Consider the following 21,875-nt stretch of genomic DNA (forward strand, 5'->3'; position numbering starts at 1 on the left):
CCCGCCCCCCCCGCCCCCCCCCACCACCCCCCCCCCCCCCCCCCCCCCCCCCCCCCCCCCCCCCCCCCCCCCGGGCCGGGTGCTGTCGGCGCCGGTGGAGGGCGGCTGTCCGGAGTCGCCCGGGCCCCGTCCGGGCCCGCCCACGTACCATGCGGAAGCGTGAAGCTGACAATTCTGGGCGGCGGCGGATTCCGGGTTCCACTCGTGTACGGGGCGCTGCTCGCCGATCACGCCGAGGGCCGCGTGACCGCGGTCACCCTCTACGACACCGACGCCGACCGGCTCACCGCCATCGCCCGGGTGCTCGGCGAACAGGCCGCGAACGTCCCGGACGCGCCCGCCGTCACCGCCACCACCGAGCTCGACGAGGCGCTGAGCGGCGCCGACTTCGTCTTTTCGGCGATCCGCGTCGGCGGCCTCGAAGGACGGGCCGCCGACGAACGGGTAGCCCTCGACGAAGGCGTACTCGGCCAGGAGACGGTCGGGGCGGGCGGCATCGCGTACGGGCTGCGCACCGTGCCCGTCGCCGTCGACCTCGCGCAACGCATCGCGCGGCTCGCCCCGAACGCCTGGGTCATCAACTTCACCAACCCGGCCGGCCTGGTCACCGAGGCCATGTCCCGTCACCTGGGCGACCGGGTCATCGGCATCTGTGATTCCCCGGTCGGCCTCGGCCGCCGAATCGCCCGGGTGCTCGGCGCCGACCCCGACCGGGCCCGGATCGACTACGTCGGCCTCAACCATCTCGGCTGGGTCCGCGCACTGCATGTCGACGGCCGCGACGAACTCCCGCGGCTGCTGGCGGACCCGGAACTTCTCGGTTCCTTCGAGGAAGGCAGACTCTTCGGCGTCGACTGGCTGCAGTCTCTGGGCGCCATCCCCAACGAGTATCTGCACTACTACTACTTCAACCGGGAAGCCGTACGCGCCTACCGGGACGCCGAGCAGACCCGGGGCGCCTTTCTCCGTGAGCAGCAGGAGGGCTTCTACGCCCGGGTGAAGGACCCGGCCGCCTCCGCACTGCCGGCCTGGGACCGCACCCGCGCCGAACGCGAAGCCACCTATATGTCGGAGAACCGGGAGGTCGCCGGGGTCGGCGAGCGGGACGAGAGCGATCTGGAGTCGGGCGGCTACGAGAAGGTGGCGCTCGCCCTCATGCGGGCCGTCGCCCGCAATGAACGGACCTCGCTCATCCTCAACGTCCGCAACCGTACGACGCTTTCCGTGCTCGACGCGGATGCCGTCATCGAGGTGCCGTGCCTGGTCGACGCGAACGGAGCCCGTCCCGTCGCCGTCGACCCGCTTCCGTACCACGCCGTCGGACTGGTCACTGCGGTCAAGGCCGTCGAGCGCGCGATACTGGACGCGGCGGAAAGCGGCTCACGCGCCACCGCCGTGAAGGCCTTCGCGCTGCACCCGCTGGTCGACTCGGTGACCGTGGCCGGACGACTCCTCGACGGGTACACGAAGGCCCATTCCGGGCTCGCCTATCTGAACCGGCCCTAGGCGGGTGCCGACGCGGCCACGAACTCCGGTTGGGAGGACCGGAGCTCGCTGCTGACCAGGAGATGGAGCTGGGCCTCCAGCCACGCATCGGAGCGGGCGGCGAGGCCCTCCTCGTTCGGCGCGGCCCCGTCGTCCAGAGCGTCGAGGAAGGCGCGCAGCAGGGTCGCGGCACGGGTCAGACCGGTGCGTGACAGCACGGTTGCCGCCTCGTCGATACGGGAACGGGCGGGGCTGTTCAGATGGCGCAGTCCGCTGTGCGGCACCGCCGACATGGCGGATATCGCCTCGTTCAGCACCGCCGTCAGCGGATCGGACGGACGGTGCACCGCCGCTGCCAACGCCGTGGAACCGTCACCGGGCGCGAGATCCGGCACGACCACCCCTGCCGGGGTGAGCACCGCGATCGGATCGATCCGGATTGCACCGCCGGAGCGATGCACCGAACCACTGACGTGCGTGGCGCCGCCCTCCAGCGCGTCGGCCAGGGCGTCCAACGCACCGGGGCACTCCGGCCGGTAGCCCGACGTCACCAGCACAGGGGTCCCCGAGGCATCACGCACGACAGCTTCGAGGCGCTGCTCGGCGGGGTCGTAACCGACGCTCTCCACCTGTGACAGGGCGACGACATGGACTGCCTCCGCCTCGATCCGCGGCCGGATCAGCCGGGGCGGCCTGCCCTCCCAGCCCGCCGTCAGCGCGGACAGGTCCCGTACGAGCAACGGCTCCGGAAGCTCCGTCCAGGCGGCGCCGACGGGCGTGATGGTCGTCGTGCCCAGCCGGCCCCGGGAGATCGTCAGCGCGCGGCTCGGCGTGCGCCGCACGCTCTCGCTGACCAGGCTTCCGGTGGCCAGTGAGCTCAGCGGGGTGGCGAGGACGCGGCGGGTGGACAGCAGTTGGCCGGTGAGCTCCTTGCCCTCGGCAGCCGTCCAGGTCTTTCGCAGGACGAGGACGGTGCCCGCGCCGGGGTGAGCGAAATACACCTCGCAGATCAGGGACTGCGGTGTGCCGTGGACACGGCAGCCGAGCGAGGTGAGCCGGACCCGGCGCAGCGGGGTGTCCCCGGCCTCGCGGGTACCCAGTACGCCGGGGAGTGCGGCGGCCCGCCTACGGGCGTACAACTCGGTGAGCAGGGCGGCGACCAGCTCCGGGCGGTAGTGGGCGTTGCGGTCGGCGTACGCCGTGAGCTGGTCCGCCAACTCGGCGAGCGCACCCGCGGGCCAGTGCAGTGACTCGGCGGTCAGACCGGCACCGGCCCGTGCCAGGGCTCCGACGTGGACCGGTCCGACATGGGCGACGCCCTCCTTCAGCAGCTCACTCGCCAGCTCGACGGCCGCGTCGAGCGCGGGCCCGGCCGTGGGCGGGGCGGTGGCGCGTCCGCCGACCTGGACGGGGACGGACCGCTCGTCGGTCCCCGCTGCGTCGGCGGCCCGGTACGCCCATACCGCGAGCGCCACCATCTCGCCGCGCAGCACGGCTGCCGCGTCCGTCAGCGCGTACGCGATCTCGCCGGGGACCGGGAACCGCACCGTGCAGGTGGGGAGTTCGACCCGGGGCTCGGGATGGTCCGGGGACGGGCGGTGCACAAGGGCGGCGTAACCCCGCTCGAAGGCGCGGCGGGCCGCGGCGAGCGGACGGGCGCCGACGGCTTCGGTCAGGGCCGTGTCGTCGGTGCTGCCGGGGGACCAGTCGGTCACGGGGGCGGGGGCGTTGTCCGTCCCGGCCTCGGACCCGCGCTGATAGGCCAGCACCAGGGCGATGAGGTGGCGGCACACGCCTGGTGCGGCGCAGCTGCAGTTACCGTCATCCAGACCCGTGCCGGGCGGCAGCGCCGTGGTGGTGCCGTCGTCGAAGCGGGCTCGTACCGTGGTGTCCGGGTCGGTCGTGAGAGCGGGCACCGTGCCCGCGTCCAGCTCCTTCGTGGCCCGTTTGACCAGGCCGCGGTTGGCCAGTGCCGCGAGCGTGTCCGCAGTGAGGGCGAGCAGATCGGGGCGTGCGGCGACGGCGCCGCTCGTTGTGTCGGTCATCGGCCCAGCCTCTCGGCGACGAACTCGGCGAGGCGGCCCGGTGTCATCGCCCCTATGTGTGCCCCGGCCGCGGCGAGCCGTCCGGCCAGCTCACGGTCGTACTCGGGGTTGGCGTCCTCGTCGAGCGCGGCCAGCCCCAGCACGGTGCTGCCCTGCTCCACCAGCGCCCGCACCGTGCGCAGCAGCCGGTAGGGGTCGCCACCCTCGTAGAAGTCGGTGATCAGCGCGACGATCGTGCGCCGCGGATTCTCCACCAGACCCGCGCCGTACTCCACGGCCCGCGCGATGTCCGTGCCGCCGCCCAGCTGGACCCGCATCAGCAGCTCCACCGGGTCGGTCATATCGGAGGTCAGGTCCACCACCTGGGTGTCGAAGGCGACGAGGTGCGTCTTGAGGCCGGGCAGGCCCCACAGACACGCGGCGGTCACCGCCGAGTGGATCACCGATCCGGCCATCGAGCCCGACTGGTCGACCAGCAGGATCAGTTGCCACTGCGTCACATGGCGTTGGGTACGGGAATGGAAGTGGGCGCGCTCGATCAGAAGACGCCGCTCGGCCGGCTGGTAGTGGGCGAGGTTGGCCCGGACGGTCTGCCGGAAGTCGAAGTCCCTCGCCATCGGCACCCGGCTGGGTTTACGGGAGCGGGTGCCGTGGAACGCCCGGCGGATCTCGGGCCGGAGCTTGGCCAGGAGCTGCTTCACCACCGACTCGACGATGCGCCGGGCCAGTCGCAGCACCTGCGGGTTCATCAGATGCTTGGTGCGCAGCACGGCCCGCAGCAGGGTGGGGCTCGGCTCGACCCGCTCCAGCACCGCGGGGTCGGTGACGATCTCCTGGATGCCGTACCGTTCGACGGCGTCCCGCTCCAGGCGCTCGATGGTCTCCTTCGGGAAGAGCCGGTGGACGTCGTCGAGCCAGTCGACCGCGGTCACGGCGGACGGGCCGTCACCTCCCTGGCGGGGGGTGGTGCCGGAGCGGCGCACACCGCGTCTGGCGAGGTCGGGGTCGCGGCCGTAGAGCCAGTCGAGTGCGGCATCCCGGCCGGCGTTGCCCGGCCCCAGCGGTCCGGTGTGCCGTTCGGCGGCGGAACCGAGGACCAGCCGCCAGCGTTCCAGCCCGGCGTCGGGAGCCGTGTCGGCTCCTTCCCCGGGCGTGGGTGCCCGGCCGGCTACGTGTTCGGGCGTGGTCATGGCGTGGCTCCCAGTTCATAGCGGGCCAGCAGTCGGGACACGGACTCCTCCAGGGAGCGGGCCCGGGCGATCAGCAGCGGGTCCTCGGTGGTCCGCAGCAGGGAACGCGACGAGCCGCGCACCCCGCGCCGTTCCAACAGGCGACCGGCGATCCGGTCGCGTTCGCGTGGCGGGAAGAATGCGAAGGCCTGACGCAGAGCGGGCAGACCCGACAGGAATTCGTTGTCGGGCAACGCGCAGACCAGGCTGTCCAGCACATCGATCAGCGACTCCGCGCCACCGCCGCGCTCGTCCCCGCCCTCGTTCCGCACCGCGCCCGTCACCTCGTCGCGGGCGAGCGCGAACAGTCCGGCCAGCCAGTCGCCGAGCGCATCAGTACCGGCCGTCACGATCGTACGTACCGCCTCGGCCGGGTCCCCGGAGGTGTCCGGGGCCTGCGCCAGGGCCCGGTGCAGTCCGAACGCGGCCCCACGCAGATCGATCGGTGCCTCCGGATCGCCGCTGACCCGCCACGCGATCGCGGCCGCCGCCTCCCGCGGGACGGAGAGCAACTCCGGCGCGTGCAGCAGGGCGTCGCGCACCGCGACCACGGCCCGCAGACGAGGGAAGTCCACCCCCGACGCACCGCGCGCCCCCTCCAGAAGCCACAGCAGCCGACCCGTCGCCCCGTCGATCACAGCGGCGAGCAGCGGACCGTGCGCCACCCCGAACACCCGGTCGTGCCGCCACAGCCCCAGGGCCGTGGAGAGTATGTCTCCGAGCGATCCGGCATCCTTCAACTCACCTACGCCTGAGGCCAGGTCAGTGAGCAACTGCTCGGAGAACCCGTCCATCCCGCACAGCACGGCGTCGAACAGCGCCCGGGCCAGGTCATCGGCCTCGGCCGCGGCGTCCCGCGTGCGCTCGGTGAGCGTGGCCGCCGCCGCCTCCGACAGGGTCGCGCCGTAGGCCCCCGCTTCCACCAGCGCGGCCTCGCGCCCCGAGACGGACCGCGCCTCCCAGCGTTCGGTGAAGACCGGGTCGATTCCGTGCTCGGGACCGGCCGTCCGCCCGTGACCGGGAATCCCCAGCACCCGCAGCCGGTGCAACACCCGGCTGCGCTCCAGATCGGTGGCGTCCATGAGATCGAGGCGGTACGAGGCCTCGGGGCCGCCGTCGAGTGCCAGCCCGGCCAGCTGCGCCGCCACATCGTGAACCAGTGGCGGCGCCGGAGTGCCGGGATGGAGTTGCCCGGTACGGTCGCCGCTGCAGGCCGCCACCATCTCGACGACCGCAGGATGGGCCCCCGTCGTCAGCGTGCCCCGGCTCGTCCACGGGAGCGGGCGGTCCAGGTCGTCCGTGATCAGGGCGCCCGCGAGACCGTCCAGCACATCGATCCTGGCGGGGCGCGGATGGCCGCGCAGCGCCGTGAGCCCCTGGGCCAGACTGCGCGCGGCGATCAGATCGGCGGTGGAGACCGGGAATCTGCGCGCCCGCAGCCGCTTGACGACCACGCGCAGCAAGCCGTCCGCCGCGGCTTCGGGGCCCGCCTCCCACACCTGCTGGTAGTAGCCGGGAGACGGCATCCCCGACTGGTACCCGGCAAAGGCGTCCAACTGCCGGAAGGAGTACGGCACGAGGAAACTCCCGGCCATGGCCCCGTCCGGCGGGGCGGGTACCACCGGCCACCCGTCCGCGCCCCGTTCCCAGCCGTCGCAGCCGGCATCGCTCTCCCCGCCGCATCCGGTGAGCGCCCGGAGCGCGGGCTGGTGGAAGCCGCCGGTCACCACCAGCACCGGCCGGTCCCCGGCCTTGGCGACCGCCGCCCGGACCCACGCCGCCATGTACGTTTCGCGCGCCCGGTCGCCGGCATCGGCTTCCGCGTCCCCGCGTACCAGCGCGAAGTACGCGTCGAGCCGTTCGGCGAGACCGTCGTCGGGCTCGACCTCGAACAGGCGGTCCCACAAGGCGTCCGAGGAGTCCACCGCGAATTGCCGGCACAGCCGCTTCATCGCCTCCGCATAGCGGACCTCCGCATCGGCATAGCGGTTGGTGCGCTCGGCGAACGCCGGGTGCCAGGCCGGCAGATCGATGAAACGGACCTGCGCCCCGGCTACCCGCCCCGCCCGCAGCGCGACCCACTCGGGTGAGTAGTCGCAGAGCGGCGCCCAGGACGTCGCGGACCGCCGCCCGTCGCGGTAGTGGCTGAACACCGCGACCGGTAGCTCATGCCCGAGCAACAGCTCGTCCAGCCGTCCGTTCATCTCGGCGGGACCCTCGATCAGCACCTGGGCGGGCCGAAGCTCCTCGATGGTCCGCGCGACGAGCCGTGCGCAGGCGGGGGAGTGGTGACGCACCCCCAGGAACACCGCGGACATCAGTCGGCCAGCAGATGGCGTGCGTCGTACAGGGCCTGCCACGTCGGGCTGCGACGGCGCGGCACCTGCTGCTCCAGATAGCGGCGCAGCCGGGCCAGGTCCTCCGGGCTGTCCTTCGCCGCCGTCCCCGCCAGACACGCCACCACGTCGGCGGCACTGCCCGGCTCGCCGCGCAGGAACCAGCCGCGCACGCCCACGGCATGGGCGACCGAGACGGCCTCCGCGGTACTCATCACCGCCGAAGGACGGTCCGGGCCCCCACCGGGTCCGCCCTTCCCGCCGGCCCCCGCACGCAGCTCCCGGAACGTACCGACCAGGACCTCCAGCACATCCCGGTCCGGCGGCGGCTCCACTCCCGAACGCCGCAGAAGAGTGGTCACCTCCGCCTCGACGAGCGCCAGTTCGGTGTCCAGGTCGGGGATCGGGAACACCGTCTCGAAGTTGAACCGCCGCTTGAGCGCCGCACTCATCTCGTTGACGCCCCGATCCCTGGTGTTGGCCGTCGCGATGACATTGAAGCCCTGCCGGGCGAAGACCATGCCGTCCGGCCCTGTCAGCTCGGGGATCGCCACCACCCGCTCGGAGAGCAGCGACAACAGCGAGTCCTGCACCTCCAGCGGACAGCGGGTGATCTCCTCGAACCGCACGAGCCTGCCCTCCGCCATGCCACGCAGCATCGGAGCCGGAACCAGCGAGCGGGGGGAGGGCCCCTCGGCGACCAGCAGCGCGTAATTCCAGCCGTACTTGATCTGGTCCTCGGTGGTGGCCGCGCCACCCTGAACCGTCAGCGTCGAGTCCCCGCTGACCGCGGCCGCGATCAGCTCGGAGAGCAGCGACTTGGCGGTACCCGGCTCCCCGACCAGCATCAGCCCACGGCTTGTCGCCAGCGTCACCAGTGCCCGGTCCACCAATGAGGGATTGCCGACGAACTTCCGGCTGATACCCGTGTCCGCGTCACCGATGACGAAGCGGCGCGCAGCACGCAGGCTCAACTCCCAGCCCGGCGGCCGCGGATCACGGTCGCCGGCCCGCAGCGCGGCCAGCTCCTCGGCGTACCGCACCTCTGCCGGTGGCCGCTGCACCGGAGCCGGACCGCCGTCCGGTGTCTCCAGGCGCGTCTCGTTCCGTATGGTCATGATGCGACGCCCTCGGTGAGTTCCATCAGGTCGCCGAGGAGTTCGGACACGGTCACCGCGTCCAGGTCGGCGAATCGGAGCAGGTGGCTGCGACTGTCCCAGTGATCATTGGGCTGGCTGTCGAGCCAGACCGTTTCGAGGATCTGGTCGGGGAACATGTCGACCACCCCGACCGCGATGCCCTCGTACAGCGCGATCACCAGGTAGCAGTCGTCGGTCAGCCGCTTGGAGATCCAGCGCTCCACTCCGGCGTCCTGCGGCGCCCCGCGCTCCCAGCCGCGCCGCTCCAGCCCCAGGATTTTCCCGGTCGGCACCTTGAGTCCCTCGAACCTGGTGAGCCGGTAACCCGACCTCTCCTCCTCGGACAGCGCGAACACGGTGCGCCCGAGCTGCGCGAACGGCTGAAGGATCTCGTAGTCGGCGAACACCTCGGACCAGGTGGTCAGTTCCTTCCCGAGGTGCAGCGGGTGCGCGAGCCGCACGGTCGCGTCGTCGGCCAGGACGAAGACATCGTCCTCCGCGTCCGCGAACGTACGGTCCTCCGCGACCCGGAACGCCGTGCGCACCCCGCCGTCCGTCTCGCTCAGCCACACCAGTCGGCGTACCAGATGCCACAGCAACGGATGGCCGACGAACAGCTCCTGGAACTCCTGGGTCGTCCAGGAACGCCCGGACACCATCGCGGCCTCGAGCCGGCGCACCTGGTCGGAGGCGATCGTCCGGACGTCCTTCTTGAGCGCCATGAACCGCTTGCGCTCCGCCGGGGCGAGCTCCGCGTCGTCCCGGGCGCCCGGCTGCGGCAGATCCTTGCGGCGCTTGCCGTCACCGTCCAGCACATAGGGCCGCAACTGCTCGTCGAAGCCGACCGTGAACGAACGGGTGCCGTAGTCGACGACCGTCGAACCGTCCGCGTCCAGACCGAAGTCCGGCACCAGACGGTCGGAGAGCTGTTCCCCAGTCAGCCCGAGCCCCGCGGCGACCTCGGCGATCTTCTCCTGGGCGCGTGCCTTCAGCGCCTTGAACTTCACCCGCTGCGAGATGCCGTGCAGATGCAGGAGTGCGACATCGGTGCCGATGGACGCCAGCACATCGAGGCCCTCCACCGCCCGGTGGTGCGCGCCCTCACCGGGCCAGGACCGGATGACCGGTGTGAGCCGGCGGACCGTCTCGTCGTCGCCCAGCAGTCCGAGCGCGTGTAGCGCCCACGACTCCTTCGCGGGCAGATTGGCCAGCTGCCACTGCTCGAACAGGGCCCATGCGAACTCGGCGAGTGAAGCGGCATCGGCCGTCTCGACGAGCGAAGCGACCCCCGGGTACACCTCGCCGGGCTTCGACAGCGCCAGCATCGTCAGAGCGTGGCGCACCGACTGCACCGGCAGCGCACCGCCGGACCGGACCGTGATCTGGGGCAGCAGCGACGGCTCCGCCCAGCCCGGAAGCGCGGGCATCTTGGCCGGTAGCGCCCGCTCCAGCGGGTCCGCGGCCAGCAGCGCCTCCACCGCGGCAACCGTCTGCGTGCCGTACGCCCGGGCGGCATCGCGCACCACGGTGTCGCCGTGCACCGTGGCGATCAGCGCCAGCGCCTGTTCGGCGGCGCGCCGTGCGGCGCCCGCCTTGCCCACGGCGTCCGGCACCAGGAGCGGGGCGGCCGCGACGCCGTGCCGGGTGAACCAGGAACGGGCGGTCGCCGCAGTGGACTTGAGCCGTGCCGCCCAGTCCGCCATGTGCCGGGCGACCTGCGCATCGACGAACGGAAGCAGCAGCGTGGCGAGCGCACCGGGCTGCCGGGGCACGGCGCGCAGCAGCAGTGGCAGCGCTGCGAGGCCGAAGCGGGCGGCGATCGGCTTGAGGGTGTCCTCGCCGTCCCACAGGTCGGTCGGATCCCAGGTGGCGAGCAGCGGGGCGACCAGTTCCTCGGGCCCGTGGACGAAGACCCAGGCCGGCCGCAGATCGCCCACGGCCAAGTCGTGGTACAGGGTGGCGGTGTCCTTCTCCCAGTCGCCGTTGCTGTGCCTGGCCGTGTACCAGGAGGAGCTGGCCGCCCAAGCCGCCTGCTCCTCGGGCAGCCACTCCAGCGAGGGCTCGGACACCGCGGTCAGTCCCGTCACCACCGCGGCCTTGGCATGGGTGCGGGGCCGGGACCACGGCGGCGCCGTCAGTACGGTCGGCAGGGCGTCCACGGGTGCGTCGGCGATCAGGTCCGCAGGGTTGAGCAGCGGTTCGACGATCTCGACGACCTCGGCGCCCAGTTCCTCGAGTGCGAGCGAGACCAGTTCGTGGTGGGCGCCGATATGACCGCGCAGCAGTTGCAGCGTCCGGCTGGACGACGCGGCCGAGGTGCCGCGTGCCTCGGCGGCCAGCAGCCGCACCGCACGTACCGGATAGTGGCGCATGGCGTCGAGGAGAGCGGGGCGGACGTGCTTCGAGTCCGCATGGGCCAGCAGGGCGAGGAAGGCCTCGTCGGTGGGGAGCTCGGCCAGGGAGTTGGCGGCGAGCTTCACGCCGTCGGAGTAGTAGTGGTTGCCGTTGAGGGAGTCGGCCAGCAGGGGAGCGATAGCCGGTCCGATGCCCTCGGCGACCGTCGCGATGAACGCGACGCTGTCGGTGAAGTCCGGCCGGTGGGGGAACCGCGCCACCTGGTCGGCCGAGTTCAGCGAGCTGAACACCATGGCGCGCAGGGTGTGGTCCCGCTCCCCGCTCACTTCGGGGTCCGTGCAGAGGTCGTCGACCCAGCCGGCCTCACTCGGTACCAGATAGGAGACGATGATCTTGCGCAGGGAATCGGTGCGGCACCCGGCCAGCACCTCGACCGTCTCCCGGTAGGTCTCCTCGGCGGCCACGGCGAGCAGCGCACGGACCCGGTCCATCGGCAAGCGGCGATCCCTCGCCCAGTACGCGTGGCGCGGGCCTGCGAGCGCCTCCAGCCGGGGCTCGCCCCGCCGGAGGCCGCTCTGGTGCCAGTCGGCGTCGACCGAGAACAGCTCGACCGCGGCCCGTGCGGCGAACGGCAGACCGTAGCGCTCGGACCAGTGGTCCGCCCACGCGGAGTCGGGCACGGGAAGTTGGACGACCGAGGCCAGTACGGCCGCTCCGACCGGCGAGGGGCTTCCGGCGGCATGCGACCGCAGATGGTCGGCCAGCCCGGCATCCGAACGTGGCGCGTCCACGAACTCCTTGATCCAGGACGCCTCTTCGACGATCCGGGTCTCCACCTTGTCGAGCGCTTCCTTCCGCGCCTTGCCGGGCACTCGGTGCACGCCGCCGCGCCGGGGGTGGAGCGTCCGCCGCCAGTTGGCGGGAAGAATGAAGGTGTCCTCGTCGGGCAGAGCAAGAGCGTCCGCTTCGGGAAGCGCAAGAGTGTCCGCTCCGGGAACCGCGCCCGGCGCGGTCGCAGTCGCCGTCGCCGCGGCAGTTCCTGTTGCCGTTGCGGCTCCCGCAGCCGACGCCCCCACCTCGCGGTACCCCTTCTTCTCCTTCTCCGCGATCGTCTTGCGGACCTGCGCCGACGCGGCCTCCGCCGACGCGTACTCCTTCGTCTGCGTACGCCCGTCGCTCCCACACCGCCCGTAGCGCACCGTCACCACGGCACCCTCGGCCTCGGTCTCCCAGAACTTCGAGGCACTGCCCTCGACGTACTCCCAGCGGCGCACAGTCCCGCCCCCTTCACACCCGGACAACCCGCCTGCCGCGGGCTTTTCGATCAGTGGTGCCACAGTAGAACGGACCACTGACAACGCAGCGTGACCGGGGCGTCCGGTGAGTAAAACAGCAGGTCAACCGCTGTGTGAGAGCTCTTCCCTGTGTACGGAGCGAGTAAATGGAAGTCCCGGGACCAGCCGCTCAACCTCGTCGACCGCCGCACTCCCGAGCCGTTCCAGCTCATCGCCGAGCGAGCCCGCCAGATCCCTCTCCCGGCTGCGTCAGGGAGCGGAGACGGCGCGTGCGCCGCCGGACGGTGCCCACGACGGCGTCACACCGGTGACCTGGCACACCATCAGGAAGAGCGGGATGGGCGGGGTGTACGGCGTGCGGTTGTCGGGCTGGTGGATCAGTCGGGGCCGTACTGCTGGAACGCGGGCCCCTTTCGCGTAGGCGGCCTGCGCGGGCCAGTCCAGATCGAGGTCGGAGCCCGCAGGCACGATCCACCACCAGCGGTCGGCGTCCGCGAAGACGCAACCGGTGCGTGGCAGATGAGACATGAGCCGGAAGCCGTACCGGGACGGCACCCCCACCGCGTCGCAGCCCAGGCTCGCCGACAGCGCGGGGGGCAGCGGCAACTGCACTGTGCCCGTGGCGACGGCTCGCCGGGGCTCACGGGAGCGGCGTGCTCCGAGCAGGTGGGACATTGCGTTCTTCAGCATGACCGCTCCGAGCCGTGCGGCAGTTCTGCCCAGACGATGCGGCCGGAGCCGTTGCCCGCGTCGCGGGAACCCCAGGAGCTGCTCATCGCGTCGACGAGCAGCAAGCCGCGTCCGTGCTCGTCATCGGCGGTGCGGCACAGCTGCGGCCCGTCGGGCTGGTGTCCTTGGTCCTGTACGGCTATGCGAAGCCGTCTGTCGAGGCAGTGCAGTTCGCACACGACGCGAGTGCTCTCGGTGTGCACCACCGCGTTGGTGACCAGTTCCGAGACGATCAGGATCGCCGCCTCGTGCGTTTCCTCGTCCAGCCGCCACTCGTCGAGCCGAGCCCTCGTCAGCCGCCGTGCACCGGCCACCGACTCGGGGCGCGCAGGCAGTGCGAAGCAGTACCGGAGCGCTTCCGTCCCGGGTCGGAGATCCATGAGCCGGGGGATAAGCGCGCTGCCAGGTGCCACAACCGATTCCTCACAGTGGGGGCTGCGTCACACTCCGCGGTCCCACGCAAATGAGGGCGGCCGTGACTTCGTGAACTGGTTCACTCACCAACTCTCCCCCTGTCGAGAACACTTGGCAAGGGGCACTCTGAAAATTTCAGAGTGGTTCTGTCTTGGACGGCCTGCGCATGGCACACTGCTGGCAAACAGCGCATCGGGAGGTCTGAAGTGAGCGAACCGCGGTCCGCCCCGACCGTGGGTCAGGTCGTTCTCGGCAAACGCCTGCAGGATCTGCGGGAGCGTGTCGGCCTGAGCCGTGACCAGGCTGCCAAGGTGCTGCGGGTCGCACCTGCGACGATACGCAGGATGGAGACCGCCGAGGTCGCTCTCAAGATCCCCTACGTCCAGCTGCTGCTGAAGGCGTACGGGATCGCCGACGACGAGGCCGACGCCTTCGTGGAGCTCGCCGAGGAGGCCAATAAACCCGGCTGGTGGCAGCGCTTCCACGATGTGCTGCCCGACTGGTTCAGTATGTACGTCAGCCTGGAGGGCGCCGCGAGCCTCCTGCGCATGTACGAGCCGCACTTCGTCCCCGGACTGCTGCAGACCGAGGACTACGCGCGCTCGGTGATGCGCACCGGAGCCGTCGGCCAGACCAGGCCCGAGGACATCGAGCGCCATGTGGCGCTGCGGATGGAGCGTCAGTCCCTGCTGACCAGGCCGGACTCCCCGAAGCTGTGGGTGGTGATGGACGAGACGGTGCTGCGCCGTCCCGTCGGCAGCGTCGACGCCATGCGCGGACAGATCGACCGGTTGCTCGAAGCGACCGAGATGCCGCATGTGACGCTGCAGATCGCGGAATTCTCGACCGGTCACCATCCGGGCACCTACGGCCCCTTCGTCCTCTTCCGCTTCGGCGTCCCTGAACTCCCCGACATGGTTTACAGCGAGTACCTGACCGGAGCCGTCTACTTCGACGCGCGCCCCGAGGTGGCCTCCTACCTCGAAGTCATGGACCGCATGGCGGCTCAGGCCGCAACTGCACAACGCACGAAGGAAATCCTCCGGGACTTCCGCAAGGAGCTGTGATGGAACCCATATACAACGGCATGCCGGCCGCCGAACTCGGCTCCGAGGGCTGGTACAAGCCGTGGAGCGGTGGGAACGGAGGCAATTGCGTCGAAGCCATGAAGCTGTCGGACGGCAGAGTCGCCGTGCGCCAGTCCGCCGATCCCGACGGCCCCGCCCTGATCTACTCCCACCGTGAGATCGCCGCCTTCATCCAGGGAGCCAAGTCCGGCCAGGCGGACTTCCTTCTCACCTGAATCCGCAGCGCCGGAGTCCCTCCCCGCCCCACACCCTTGTTGTTCGCCGACCTACGGACCCATGGAGCGCGCTATGACCGGGCACGAACCCCAAGCCATCGAGATCGACACCAGCAAGCCGCATCCCGCCCGGATGTACGACTGGTTCCTCGGCGGCAAGGACAACTACCCGGTCGACGAGCAGATGGCCCAGCAGCTGCTGGCCCTCGACGCCAGAGGGCGCGACATGGCCCGGGTCAACCGGGCCTTCATGCACCGGGCCACCCGGTGGCTGGCCGAGAACGGCGTCCGCCAGTTTCTCGACATCGGCACCGGCATCCCCACCGAGCCGAACCTCCACCAGATCGCCCAGCGGACCGCCCCGGACGCGCGCATCGTCTACTGCGACAACGACCCGATCGTCCTCGCGCACGCGGCGGCCCTGCTGCGCTCCACCCCACAGGGCGCCACCGAGTACATCCAGGCCGACGCCCGCAAGCCGGAAGTCATCCTGGAGCAGGCCGGCAAGGTCCTCGACTTCGACAAGCCGATCGCGCTGTCGCTGCTCGCCCTGCTGCACTTCCTGGACGACGAGGACGGTGCGGCCGAACTCGTCGACCGCCTGGCCGAGCGGCTCCCCTCCGGCAGTTACCTGGTTCTCTCGCACACCACCGGGGACTTCGACCCCGAGGGTGCGGCGCAGGCATCCGCCATGTACAAGGCTCGCGGGATGACACTGCGCCTGCGTTCCCACGCCGAATTCACCACGTTCTTCGACGGACTCGAACTCGTCGAGCCGGGTGTCACGCTCTCCGCGGACTGGCATCCGGAGCTCGGCGAGGCCATCGACGTCCCCGGCGACGAGCCGATCCCGGGCTACGCCGGCGTAGCCCGCAAGGCCTGACCGCCCGGCCCCGCGCCGTCACTGACGGCTGACCGACCGGGTGATGCCCGCGGCGATCGTCGTCGCGAGCAGCCACCCGGCCGCGATCAGCAGATACGACAGGTACTGGTACCAGCCCTGCGGGTTGAACGCCTTCTCCTGCCCGAAGTCGATGATCGGCAGCAGCAGATCCAGGGTGTAGAAGAACGCACTGAACGGCGGGGCCTCACCGGCCTTCAGCGGTGGCGGACGGTGCAGTCCGTACACCAGCGACCCGATGAGCAGCAGCGAGAACAGCCAGGCCGCCGCCCGCACCGGCCGGAAGCCGTACCCCACGGTGACGTCCTGCAGATACCCCCACACCCTCGCGTATCCCGGCAGGGTGGCGCGGTGGGTGCGCTGTTTGGCGAGCAGCACGGTGCGTGCCGCGTCGTCGTCACCGATCCGCCGGTACGCCGCCGCCAACTGCTCGTACGCGTACGGAACGTATCCTTCCTCCTCGCGCCCGAGCAGTGGCAGCCGTTGCTCGGCGGGCAGATGGGGGAGCAGAGCGGTGTACGTCAGCCCGTCGAGGCGGACATCGCGCGGCCAGACCACCGGGTCGGCGTGGATGAGATCGATCTGCGCGCGGCGCAGATTCACCCTTCCCTCGATCTGGGCCGCCTCGCGGAGCCACAGCTCGCCGACCGTGCAACTGCTGGCACGCACGGCGACACCCCCGGGGTTCGAAAGCCGTGCGTACGCGAAGTTGAGCTGCCCCGGTATCCGGCTGCCGCGTACATTGGTCCGCCCCTCGACCCGGATCCGCATCGCGTGGACATCGGTGCCGACCGTGAGCGTCTCCGCCTGGAGGGCGCTCGCCCCCGGATTCAGCAGCTCGGCGTCGTTCAGCAGGACCTGCCCGGTGACGGCGGCACCGTCGAGTTGGCACTCGCCGTGCACGACGAGTGCCGGCAGCCACATGTCGTCCCCGGCGATCACATGATTGAGCTGGAGGACCGCTTCGTCATTGTCCGCCGTCGAACCGTCGGCGTTCACCCCGATCCGGGTGCGGTCGAGGAACAACGCCTGAGTGATCTTCGCACCGCCGAGCCGGACCGGGCCGGAGATCCGGCAGTCCGTGAGCCTCAGTACGCCGTCGATCCGGACGGTGGCGGCGGCCAGGCCCGGGAGTACCGAATTGCTGAGGTTGAGCTGGCGCAGCTGAGCCCCGTACAGATTCGGCGCCTGTTCGAAGTGACAGCCGGCCAGCAGCACCGCGTACTCGGCCGTCGCGTACCGCACGTTCAGGAAGCCCGAGATGCGTGCACCCATCACACGTAACGCGGCCACCTCGCCGTCCTCCTGCCGGCCACTGATCAGCATGGCCCGCAGCACCTCCCCGCGTACCGTGCGCTCCGGCCCCCAGCCGGCCCCGGTATCCGGGTTGTCCTCGGCCTCCACGCCCGTACGGAAGTCGACGGGAACGCCGCGCGGGAAGGCATCCCATACGCGGCGTTCGGCGGGGGTCAGCTCGGTGATCTCCATCGGCGGGACTCTGACCCGCGGCCCGTCACGGTGTCAACCCCGCCGGGTCACCGCCGCGTTCAGCTCCCCAGGGCATGGCCGATCGTCACATCCACATGGCCGGGGACCTCGTCGTGCCGGTCGCCCACCGACGGGGTACCGGACGGCTCGAAGAACAGGACCGAGGCCCCGTCGGCGGCGGACGGCTTGTGCCAGGTCCCGCGCGGAACGACGAACACCGCGCCACGCGCGAGGGCGACGGTCCTCTCCCCGTCCGTCTGGCGCAACTGGATGTCCAGCGTGCCGTCGAGCACGAGAAAGAACTCGTCGGTGTGCTCATGGACGTGCCACACATGCTCACCGCGGACCTTGGAGATCCGCACGTCGTAGTCGTTGACGCGGGCCACGATCCGCGGGCTCCACAGGGCCTCGAACGTCTTCAGTGCATCGCTCAGCAGGATGGGGCCGGGCGTGGTCTTCGTCGTGTCATTGCTCATGATCCCCATCCTCGGCCTTGGCCCGGGCCCCCGTGAGTGCTAGGAATCGCATATGGCGCAAGAATCCTCGCACCGGGTCGCAATGATCGTCTCGACCGGCTCCAACCCCTTCGAGATGGGCGTGGCCACCGAACTCTTCGGGCTGCGCCGTCCCGAGCTGCCCGTGCCCTGGTACGAATTCGAGCTGTGCGCCGAGACCCCGACCGTGCGCATGCACCAGGGTCTCTTCCAGCTCTCCGGCATCGCCGGGCTCGATGCCGTGGACCGCGCCGACACCGTCATCGTGCCGAACCGCCCCGACCCGGAGACCGAACCCGATCCGGCCGTCCTCGACGCGATCAGACGCGCGGACGCCCGGAGAGCCAGGCTGGTCAGCTTCTGTACGGGTACGTTCACGCTGGCCGCCGCCGGAGTGCTGGACGGCCGACGGGCCACCACCCACTGGCGCTGGGCCGACGCCTTCACCGCCCGCCACCCGCAGGTCCACCTCGACCCCGATGTGCTGTTCGTCGACGACGGCCGGGTGATCACCGCAGCCGGCAGCGCCGCCGCCCTGGACACCGGTCTCCACATCATCCGCTGTGACCACGGCGCGGAGATCGCGGCCGCTGTGAGCCGCCGTCTGGTCTTCGCGGTCCACCGCGACGGCGGCCAGCGCCAGTTCGTCGAGCACCCCCTGCCCGACGTCCCCGACACCTCGCTCGGCCCGCTCCTCGCCTGGGCCGAGGAACACCTCGGCACGGACCTCACCGTGACCGGCCTAGCCGCCCGCGCCGCCGTGAGCCCGGCCACACTGCACCGCCGCTTCCGCGCCCAGCTCGGCACGACCCCGCTCGGCTGGCTGACCGAACGCCGGATCACCCTCGCCTGCCGGCTGATGGAGCGCGGCGAGGAGCGCCTCGACGTGGTCGCCCGCACCAGCGGACTCGGTACGGCGACGAATCTGCGGACCCAGCTCCGCCGCCGCACCGGACTGACCCCCAGCGAGTACCGTCGCCGCTTCACCCCGGCCGGCTGAACCGGCCGGGCCGCAGGTGACAATGGACGCATGTCACGACGCACCACACGACCGAAGCGGTCCGCCACCGCCAAAACGCGGACGCCCGCGATCACCGCGGAGTCGCCGTGCCCGTGCGGCCTGCCTGCCACCTACGCGGACTGCTGCGGCCGCCTGCACGCCGGGACCGTCGCAGCGCCGACCTGCGAGGCGCTGATGCGCTCCCGGTACGCCGCATTCGTCGTCCGGGACGAGGCGTATCTGCTCCGCACCTGGCACCCCGACACCCGGCCGCCCGCCGTCGACTTCGATCCCGGGATGCGGTGGGTGCGCCTGGAGATCCTGGAGACGACGGACGGCAGCGCGTTCCACACCACAGGAACGGTTACCTTCCGCGCGCACTACACCGACAACGGGCGGCCGGACTCGCTCCATGAGAAGAGCCGCTTCGTCCGGTCCGAGGGCGCCTGGGTGTACTCGACGGCGGTCTTCGTCGACTGATCCGGCCGCGCGGTGACCGGGCCAGTTCAGATGGCGGCCTCCACCCGCGGCTTCTCCGGCGAGAGCTCCTGCGCCAGGTCCTCCGCCAGCAACTGCTTGGCGATCACATCCACTGCCGCCCGCAGCTGCCGGTCGTCCGGGCGTGCCCCGCTCTCGTCCAGGCGCTCATTGAGCCACCGCGCCCACGCGTCGTTGATCGCCGCGGCCTCCCGGCTCCCGGCGGCCGTATGCATGAACAGATGACCGTCGCCGGTGAGAAAGCCCTCTTCGATCATCCGGTCGAAGACCGGCACCAGCACCTCAGGCGGGACCCGGTGCCGGGCCGCGATCAGGTTCAGCCCCGCATGACCGACCATCCGGGTGAACAGCTCGACCTGCATCACCGCCCAGGCCCCTGCCATGTCCAGCCGGGTGTCCGACTCCGCGACGATCCGCCGTGCCGTGTCCCCACCCGCTCCGTGCAGGATCTTGGCCACGGAGAATTCCAGGAGCTTGGCCGAGTCGCCGGCGCCGGGCTGGGCGAATCCCTCGCCCATGTCCGTCGAGCCGACCCGCGCCGTGTCGCGCAGCTTCACCTGCTTCAGGAAGAGCGCCACGACGAACCCCAGGACCGCGACCGGCACCGTCCACAGGAACACGGTGTGCAGTGTGTCGGCGTATGCCCGGGCCAGTGGCGCGGACTGCGCGGCGGGCAGACCGTGCAGTCCGTGCGGGCTCCGCGCGGCCTTCGCCAGCACTGCGGGGTCGCCGCCCGCCCGGGCCGCCGCCGCGACGCCGTCGGTCAGATTCGGCTTCAGCGCATTGGCGTAGATCGTGCCGAAGACCGCAGTACCGAAGGAGCTGCCGAGCGTGCGGAAGAACGTCACGCCCGACGTCGCCGTACCCAGATCCGAGTAGTCGACCGTGTTCTGCACTGCGATGGTGAGTACCTGCATGCACAGGCCGATGCCGACCCCGAGCACCAGCATGTAGAGCGATTCCAGCCACACTCCGCTCTCCGGGCCCATCCGGGAGAGCAGAAACAGCCCGACCGCCATGATCAGCGAGCCCACGATGGGAAAGATCCGGTACTGGCCCGTCCTGGAGACCACATTGCCGCTGAAGATCGAGGCGACGAGCAGCCCGATGACCATGGGCAGTGTCCGAACGCCCGACAGGGTCGCCGAGTCGCCGTCCACGTACTGGAGATACGTCGGCAGGAAGATCATCGCGCCGAGCATCGCGAAGCCCACGATGAAGCTCAGGATCGAGCAGACGGTGAACACCGGATTCCGGAACAGCCGCATTGGCAGCATCGGTTCCCGGGCCCGGAACTCCACGAGGCAGAAGAGCGCCAGTGCCACGGCGCCGCCCGCGAAGAGACCGATGATGACGGGCGATCCCCATGCGTACTCATTGCCGCCCCAGCTGGTCGCCAGGATCAGTGCGCTCGCGCCGACCGTGACCATCGTGATGCCCAGATAGTCGATCACGGGCCGCCCGGCTGCCTTCACCGACGGGAGGGTCCGGGCGGCGGCGATGACCACCACGATCGCGATCGGCACATTGACGTAGAACGCCCAGCGCCAGCTCAGATGGTCGGTGAAGAGCCCGCCCAGCAGCGGCCCGATCACCGTCGACACCCCGAAGACCGCACCCAGCGCACCCTGGTACTTGCCGCGCTCGCGCAGGGGGATCACATCGGCGATCAGCGCCATCGAGGTGACCATCAGCCCGCCCGCGCCGATGCCCTGCAGTCCGCGCCAGATGATCAGCAGCGTCATATTGGTCGCGAGACCGCACAGGAACGAGCCGGTGATGAAGATGATCGCGGACAGCTGGAAGATGATCTTCCGGCCGAACAGGTCGCCGAACTTGCCGACCAGGACCGTCGCCACCGTCTCGGCGAGCAGATACGCGGTGACCACCCAGGACATATGCGCGGCGCCGCCGAGATCCGAGACGATCGTCGGCAGTGCGGTGCCGACGATCGTCTGGTCCAGGGCGGCCAGCAGGATCCCCAGCACGATCGTTGCGAAGACGATGTTCCTGCGGCGCGGATCGAGTACGGGTGGCGCGGCGGCACTCTGCGCGGCGGGGGCGGTCTCGCTGGCAGTAGTCACGCTTGCACCCTCACACCGGCCCCCGTCTCCCGCATGTGGGGGACGGCCGGACGTGGCATCAGGCCAGCAGATCCCGTACGGAAGCCTTCATACGGGTCACGAACGCCTCCCGCACCGGCTCCGCCACCCGGTCCAGCGAGAGATACGGATTGAGGTCCTCCAACTCGACGAGCAGCAGCTCGCCCGCCGCGGTCCGGCAGGCGTCGACCCGCTGGATGCCATGGCCGAGACTGTTCCACTCCACGAAACTCCGGGCGAACTCCAGATCCGCCGCGCTCGGCTCGTACGGCTCCAGTACCCACCGCTGCTCCGGATGCGGTGCGTACAGCGCGTACTGGAAGTCGTGGTCGATGAAGTAGAACGACACCTCGTAACGGAAGTCGACCCGCGGCTGGACGAGCAACGTGCCGTCTTCGCTCTCCGGCAGCGCGGCCTCCCGTATGAACCGCAGCCCGACCGAGTCCGCCCCCAGCTTCGGCTTGACCGCATACTCCGCGGCCGCGGGCAGCAGTCCCAGATCCGCCGCCCGGTCCACCGTGGGGATCACCGGGTATCCGGCTCGGCTCAGATCGACCAGATACTGCTTGCCCGCCATGTCCCCGCGGCCGTGCAGCGGGTTGTAGACGCGCACGCCCAGCTCCCGCGCCCGCGCGCAGAACGCGTCGTACGCCTCCCGGTAGTGCAGCACCGGACCACTGTTGCGTACGACGACCGCGTCGAAACCGTCGAGCAGCGCGGCGGCGTCCCGGGGGTGACAGAGCGCGACATCGAATTCCTCGCGCAGCCGCGACGTCAGATAGATGTCCTCGTCGCAGTAGCGGCGACCGCGGGCCTCGTAGGCGAGGTCGGTGACGAAGAGGACGGACGGGCGCGGGCCGGCGGGCATGGCGTTCCCCCATGAGGTGTGTCGGCGGACGGCGGATCAATGACGTCGAGGGCGTTGCCCGGCACGGACCCGGAGGTGATGAGGTCCGCCCCGAACGAGTAGACCGCATCGCAATCGCCGCCACTGCCCGACATTCTCACGCCGGCCGCGGCCGATCCCAATCCGGGCGGTGACCCGGATGCGGCCACAAGGGG

The 21,875-nt window shown here is 70.8% G+C and carries 17 protein-coding genes; 6 read left to right on the top strand and 11 right to left on the bottom strand.

The window, feature by feature from the left end; genetic code table 11:
* Nucleotides 1-159: 159 nt before the first annotated feature.
* On the top strand, nucleotides 160-1,506 hold the full coding sequence (locus tag ACZ7IB_RS12510; protein ID WP_470911982.1) for a 6-phospho-beta-glucosidase: 1,347 nt from the start codon (nucleotides 160-162) through the stop codon (nucleotides 1,504-1,506).
* Here ACZ7IB_RS12510 and ACZ7IB_RS12515 read toward each other — a convergent pair.
* The 7 genes from ACZ7IB_RS12515 to ACZ7IB_RS12545 all read right to left on the bottom strand — a co-directional run bounded on the left by ACZ7IB_RS12515 (nucleotide 1,503) and on the right by ACZ7IB_RS12545 (nucleotide 13,026).
* Complete coding sequence (locus tag ACZ7IB_RS12515) at nucleotides 1,503-3,530, bottom strand: hypothetical protein (protein WP_470911986.1); 2,028 nt, start codon at nucleotides 3,528-3,530, stop codon at nucleotides 1,503-1,505. The genes ACZ7IB_RS12510 and ACZ7IB_RS12515 overlap by 4 nt on opposite strands.
* The gene (locus ACZ7IB_RS12520; protein WP_470911988.1) at nucleotides 3,527-4,720 is read right to left on the bottom strand and encodes a VWA domain-containing protein; all 1,194 of its coding nucleotides are present in this window, start codon (nucleotides 4,718-4,720) and stop codon (nucleotides 3,527-3,529) included. Before ACZ7IB_RS12520 ends, ACZ7IB_RS12515 begins: the two co-directional genes overlap by 4 nt.
* Entirely contained in the window at nucleotides 4,717-7,077 is a 2,361-nt protein-coding gene (locus tag ACZ7IB_RS12525) for a DUF5682 family protein (protein ID WP_470911990.1), read from the bottom strand. Before ACZ7IB_RS12525 ends, ACZ7IB_RS12520 begins: the two co-directional genes overlap by 4 nt.
* On the bottom strand, nucleotides 7,077-8,213 hold the full coding sequence (locus ACZ7IB_RS12530; protein WP_470911993.1) for an ATP-binding protein: 1,137 nt from the start codon (nucleotides 8,211-8,213) through the stop codon (nucleotides 7,077-7,079). Before ACZ7IB_RS12530 ends, ACZ7IB_RS12525 begins: the two co-directional genes overlap by 1 nt.
* Nucleotides 8,210-11,863 (bottom strand): DUF4132 domain-containing protein, encoded by a 3,654-nt coding sequence (locus ACZ7IB_RS12535; RefSeq protein WP_470911996.1) that lies wholly within the window; start codon nucleotides 11,861-11,863, stop codon nucleotides 8,210-8,212. The genes ACZ7IB_RS12530 and ACZ7IB_RS12535 overlap by 4 nt, the downstream gene beginning before the upstream one ends.
* A 270-nt stretch (nucleotides 11,864-12,133) precedes the next feature.
* Nucleotides 12,134-12,574 carry a hypothetical protein gene (locus ACZ7IB_RS12540; protein WP_470911999.1) on the bottom strand — a complete coding sequence of 147 codons (441 nt, stop codon included), beginning with the start codon at nucleotides 12,572-12,574 and terminating at the stop codon, nucleotides 12,134-12,136.
* The gene (locus ACZ7IB_RS12545) at nucleotides 12,568-13,026 is read right to left on the bottom strand and encodes an ATP-binding protein (RefSeq protein WP_470912003.1); all 459 of its coding nucleotides are present in this window, start codon (nucleotides 13,024-13,026) and stop codon (nucleotides 12,568-12,570) included. Before ACZ7IB_RS12545 ends, ACZ7IB_RS12540 begins: the two co-directional genes overlap by 7 nt.
* Nucleotides 13,027-13,233: 207 nt before the next feature.
* On the opposite strand from ACZ7IB_RS12545, the gene ACZ7IB_RS12550 reads away from it, so the two are divergent.
* From ACZ7IB_RS12550 to ACZ7IB_RS12560, 3 genes are all read left to right on the top strand, one after another.
* Nucleotides 13,234-14,094 carry a helix-turn-helix domain-containing protein gene (locus tag ACZ7IB_RS12550; RefSeq protein ID WP_327271674.1) on the top strand — a complete coding sequence of 287 codons (861 nt, stop codon included), beginning with the start codon at nucleotides 13,234-13,236 and terminating at the stop codon, nucleotides 14,092-14,094.
* Entirely contained in the window at nucleotides 14,094-14,330 is a 237-nt protein-coding gene (locus tag ACZ7IB_RS12555) for a DUF397 domain-containing protein (protein ID WP_093896218.1), read from the top strand. The genes ACZ7IB_RS12550 and ACZ7IB_RS12555 overlap by 1 nt, the downstream gene beginning before the upstream one ends.
* 73 nt (nucleotides 14,331-14,403) lie before the next feature.
* The gene (locus ACZ7IB_RS12560; RefSeq protein WP_470912012.1) at nucleotides 14,404-15,213 is read left to right on the top strand and encodes an SAM-dependent methyltransferase; all 810 of its coding nucleotides are present in this window, start codon (nucleotides 14,404-14,406) and stop codon (nucleotides 15,211-15,213) included.
* Between the two features lie 18 nt (nucleotides 15,214-15,231).
* Here the strand turns inward: ACZ7IB_RS12560 and ACZ7IB_RS12565 are convergent, their stop codons facing one another.
* Together ACZ7IB_RS12565 and ACZ7IB_RS12570 are read right to left on the bottom strand one after the other, a co-directional pair.
* Nucleotides 15,232-16,719 (bottom strand): membrane-associated oxidoreductase, encoded by a 1,488-nt coding sequence (locus tag ACZ7IB_RS12565; RefSeq protein ID WP_470912016.1) that lies wholly within the window; start codon nucleotides 16,717-16,719, stop codon nucleotides 15,232-15,234.
* Between the two features lie 59 nt (nucleotides 16,720-16,778).
* Nucleotides 16,779-17,195, bottom strand: a complete 417-nt coding sequence (locus ACZ7IB_RS12570) for a cupin domain-containing protein (RefSeq protein WP_470912021.1) — start codon at nucleotides 17,193-17,195, stop codon at nucleotides 16,779-16,781.
* A 52-nt stretch (nucleotides 17,196-17,247) separates the two neighbouring features.
* On the opposite strand from ACZ7IB_RS12570, the gene ACZ7IB_RS12575 reads away from it, so the two are divergent.
* A complete protein-coding gene (locus ACZ7IB_RS12575; RefSeq protein WP_470912024.1) occupies nucleotides 17,248-18,213 on the top strand; it encodes a GlxA family transcriptional regulator in 966 nt (321 codons plus the stop codon).
* Nucleotides 18,214-18,243: 30 nt separating this feature from the next.
* On the top strand, nucleotides 18,244-18,693 hold the full coding sequence (locus ACZ7IB_RS12580) for a YchJ family protein (RefSeq protein WP_470912026.1): 450 nt from the start codon (nucleotides 18,244-18,246) through the stop codon (nucleotides 18,691-18,693).
* 26 nt (nucleotides 18,694-18,719) lie between these two features.
* Here ACZ7IB_RS12580 and ACZ7IB_RS12585 read toward each other — a convergent pair whose 3' ends face one another.
* Together ACZ7IB_RS12585 and ACZ7IB_RS12590 are read right to left on the bottom strand one after the other, a co-directional pair.
* Nucleotides 18,720-20,795, bottom strand: coding sequence for an MDR family MFS transporter (locus ACZ7IB_RS12585; RefSeq protein WP_470912028.1), 2,076 nt, complete (start codon nucleotides 20,793-20,795; stop codon nucleotides 18,720-18,722).
* Between the two features lie 58 nt (nucleotides 20,796-20,853).
* Nucleotides 20,854-21,681 carry an ATP-grasp domain-containing protein gene (locus tag ACZ7IB_RS12590; protein WP_470912030.1) on the bottom strand — a complete coding sequence of 276 codons (828 nt, stop codon included), beginning with the start codon at nucleotides 21,679-21,681 and terminating at the stop codon, nucleotides 20,854-20,856.
* Between the last annotated feature and the right edge of the window lie 194 nt (nucleotides 21,682-21,875).

It is taken from the genome of Streptomyces sp. NPDC037301, assembly GCF_055602785.1.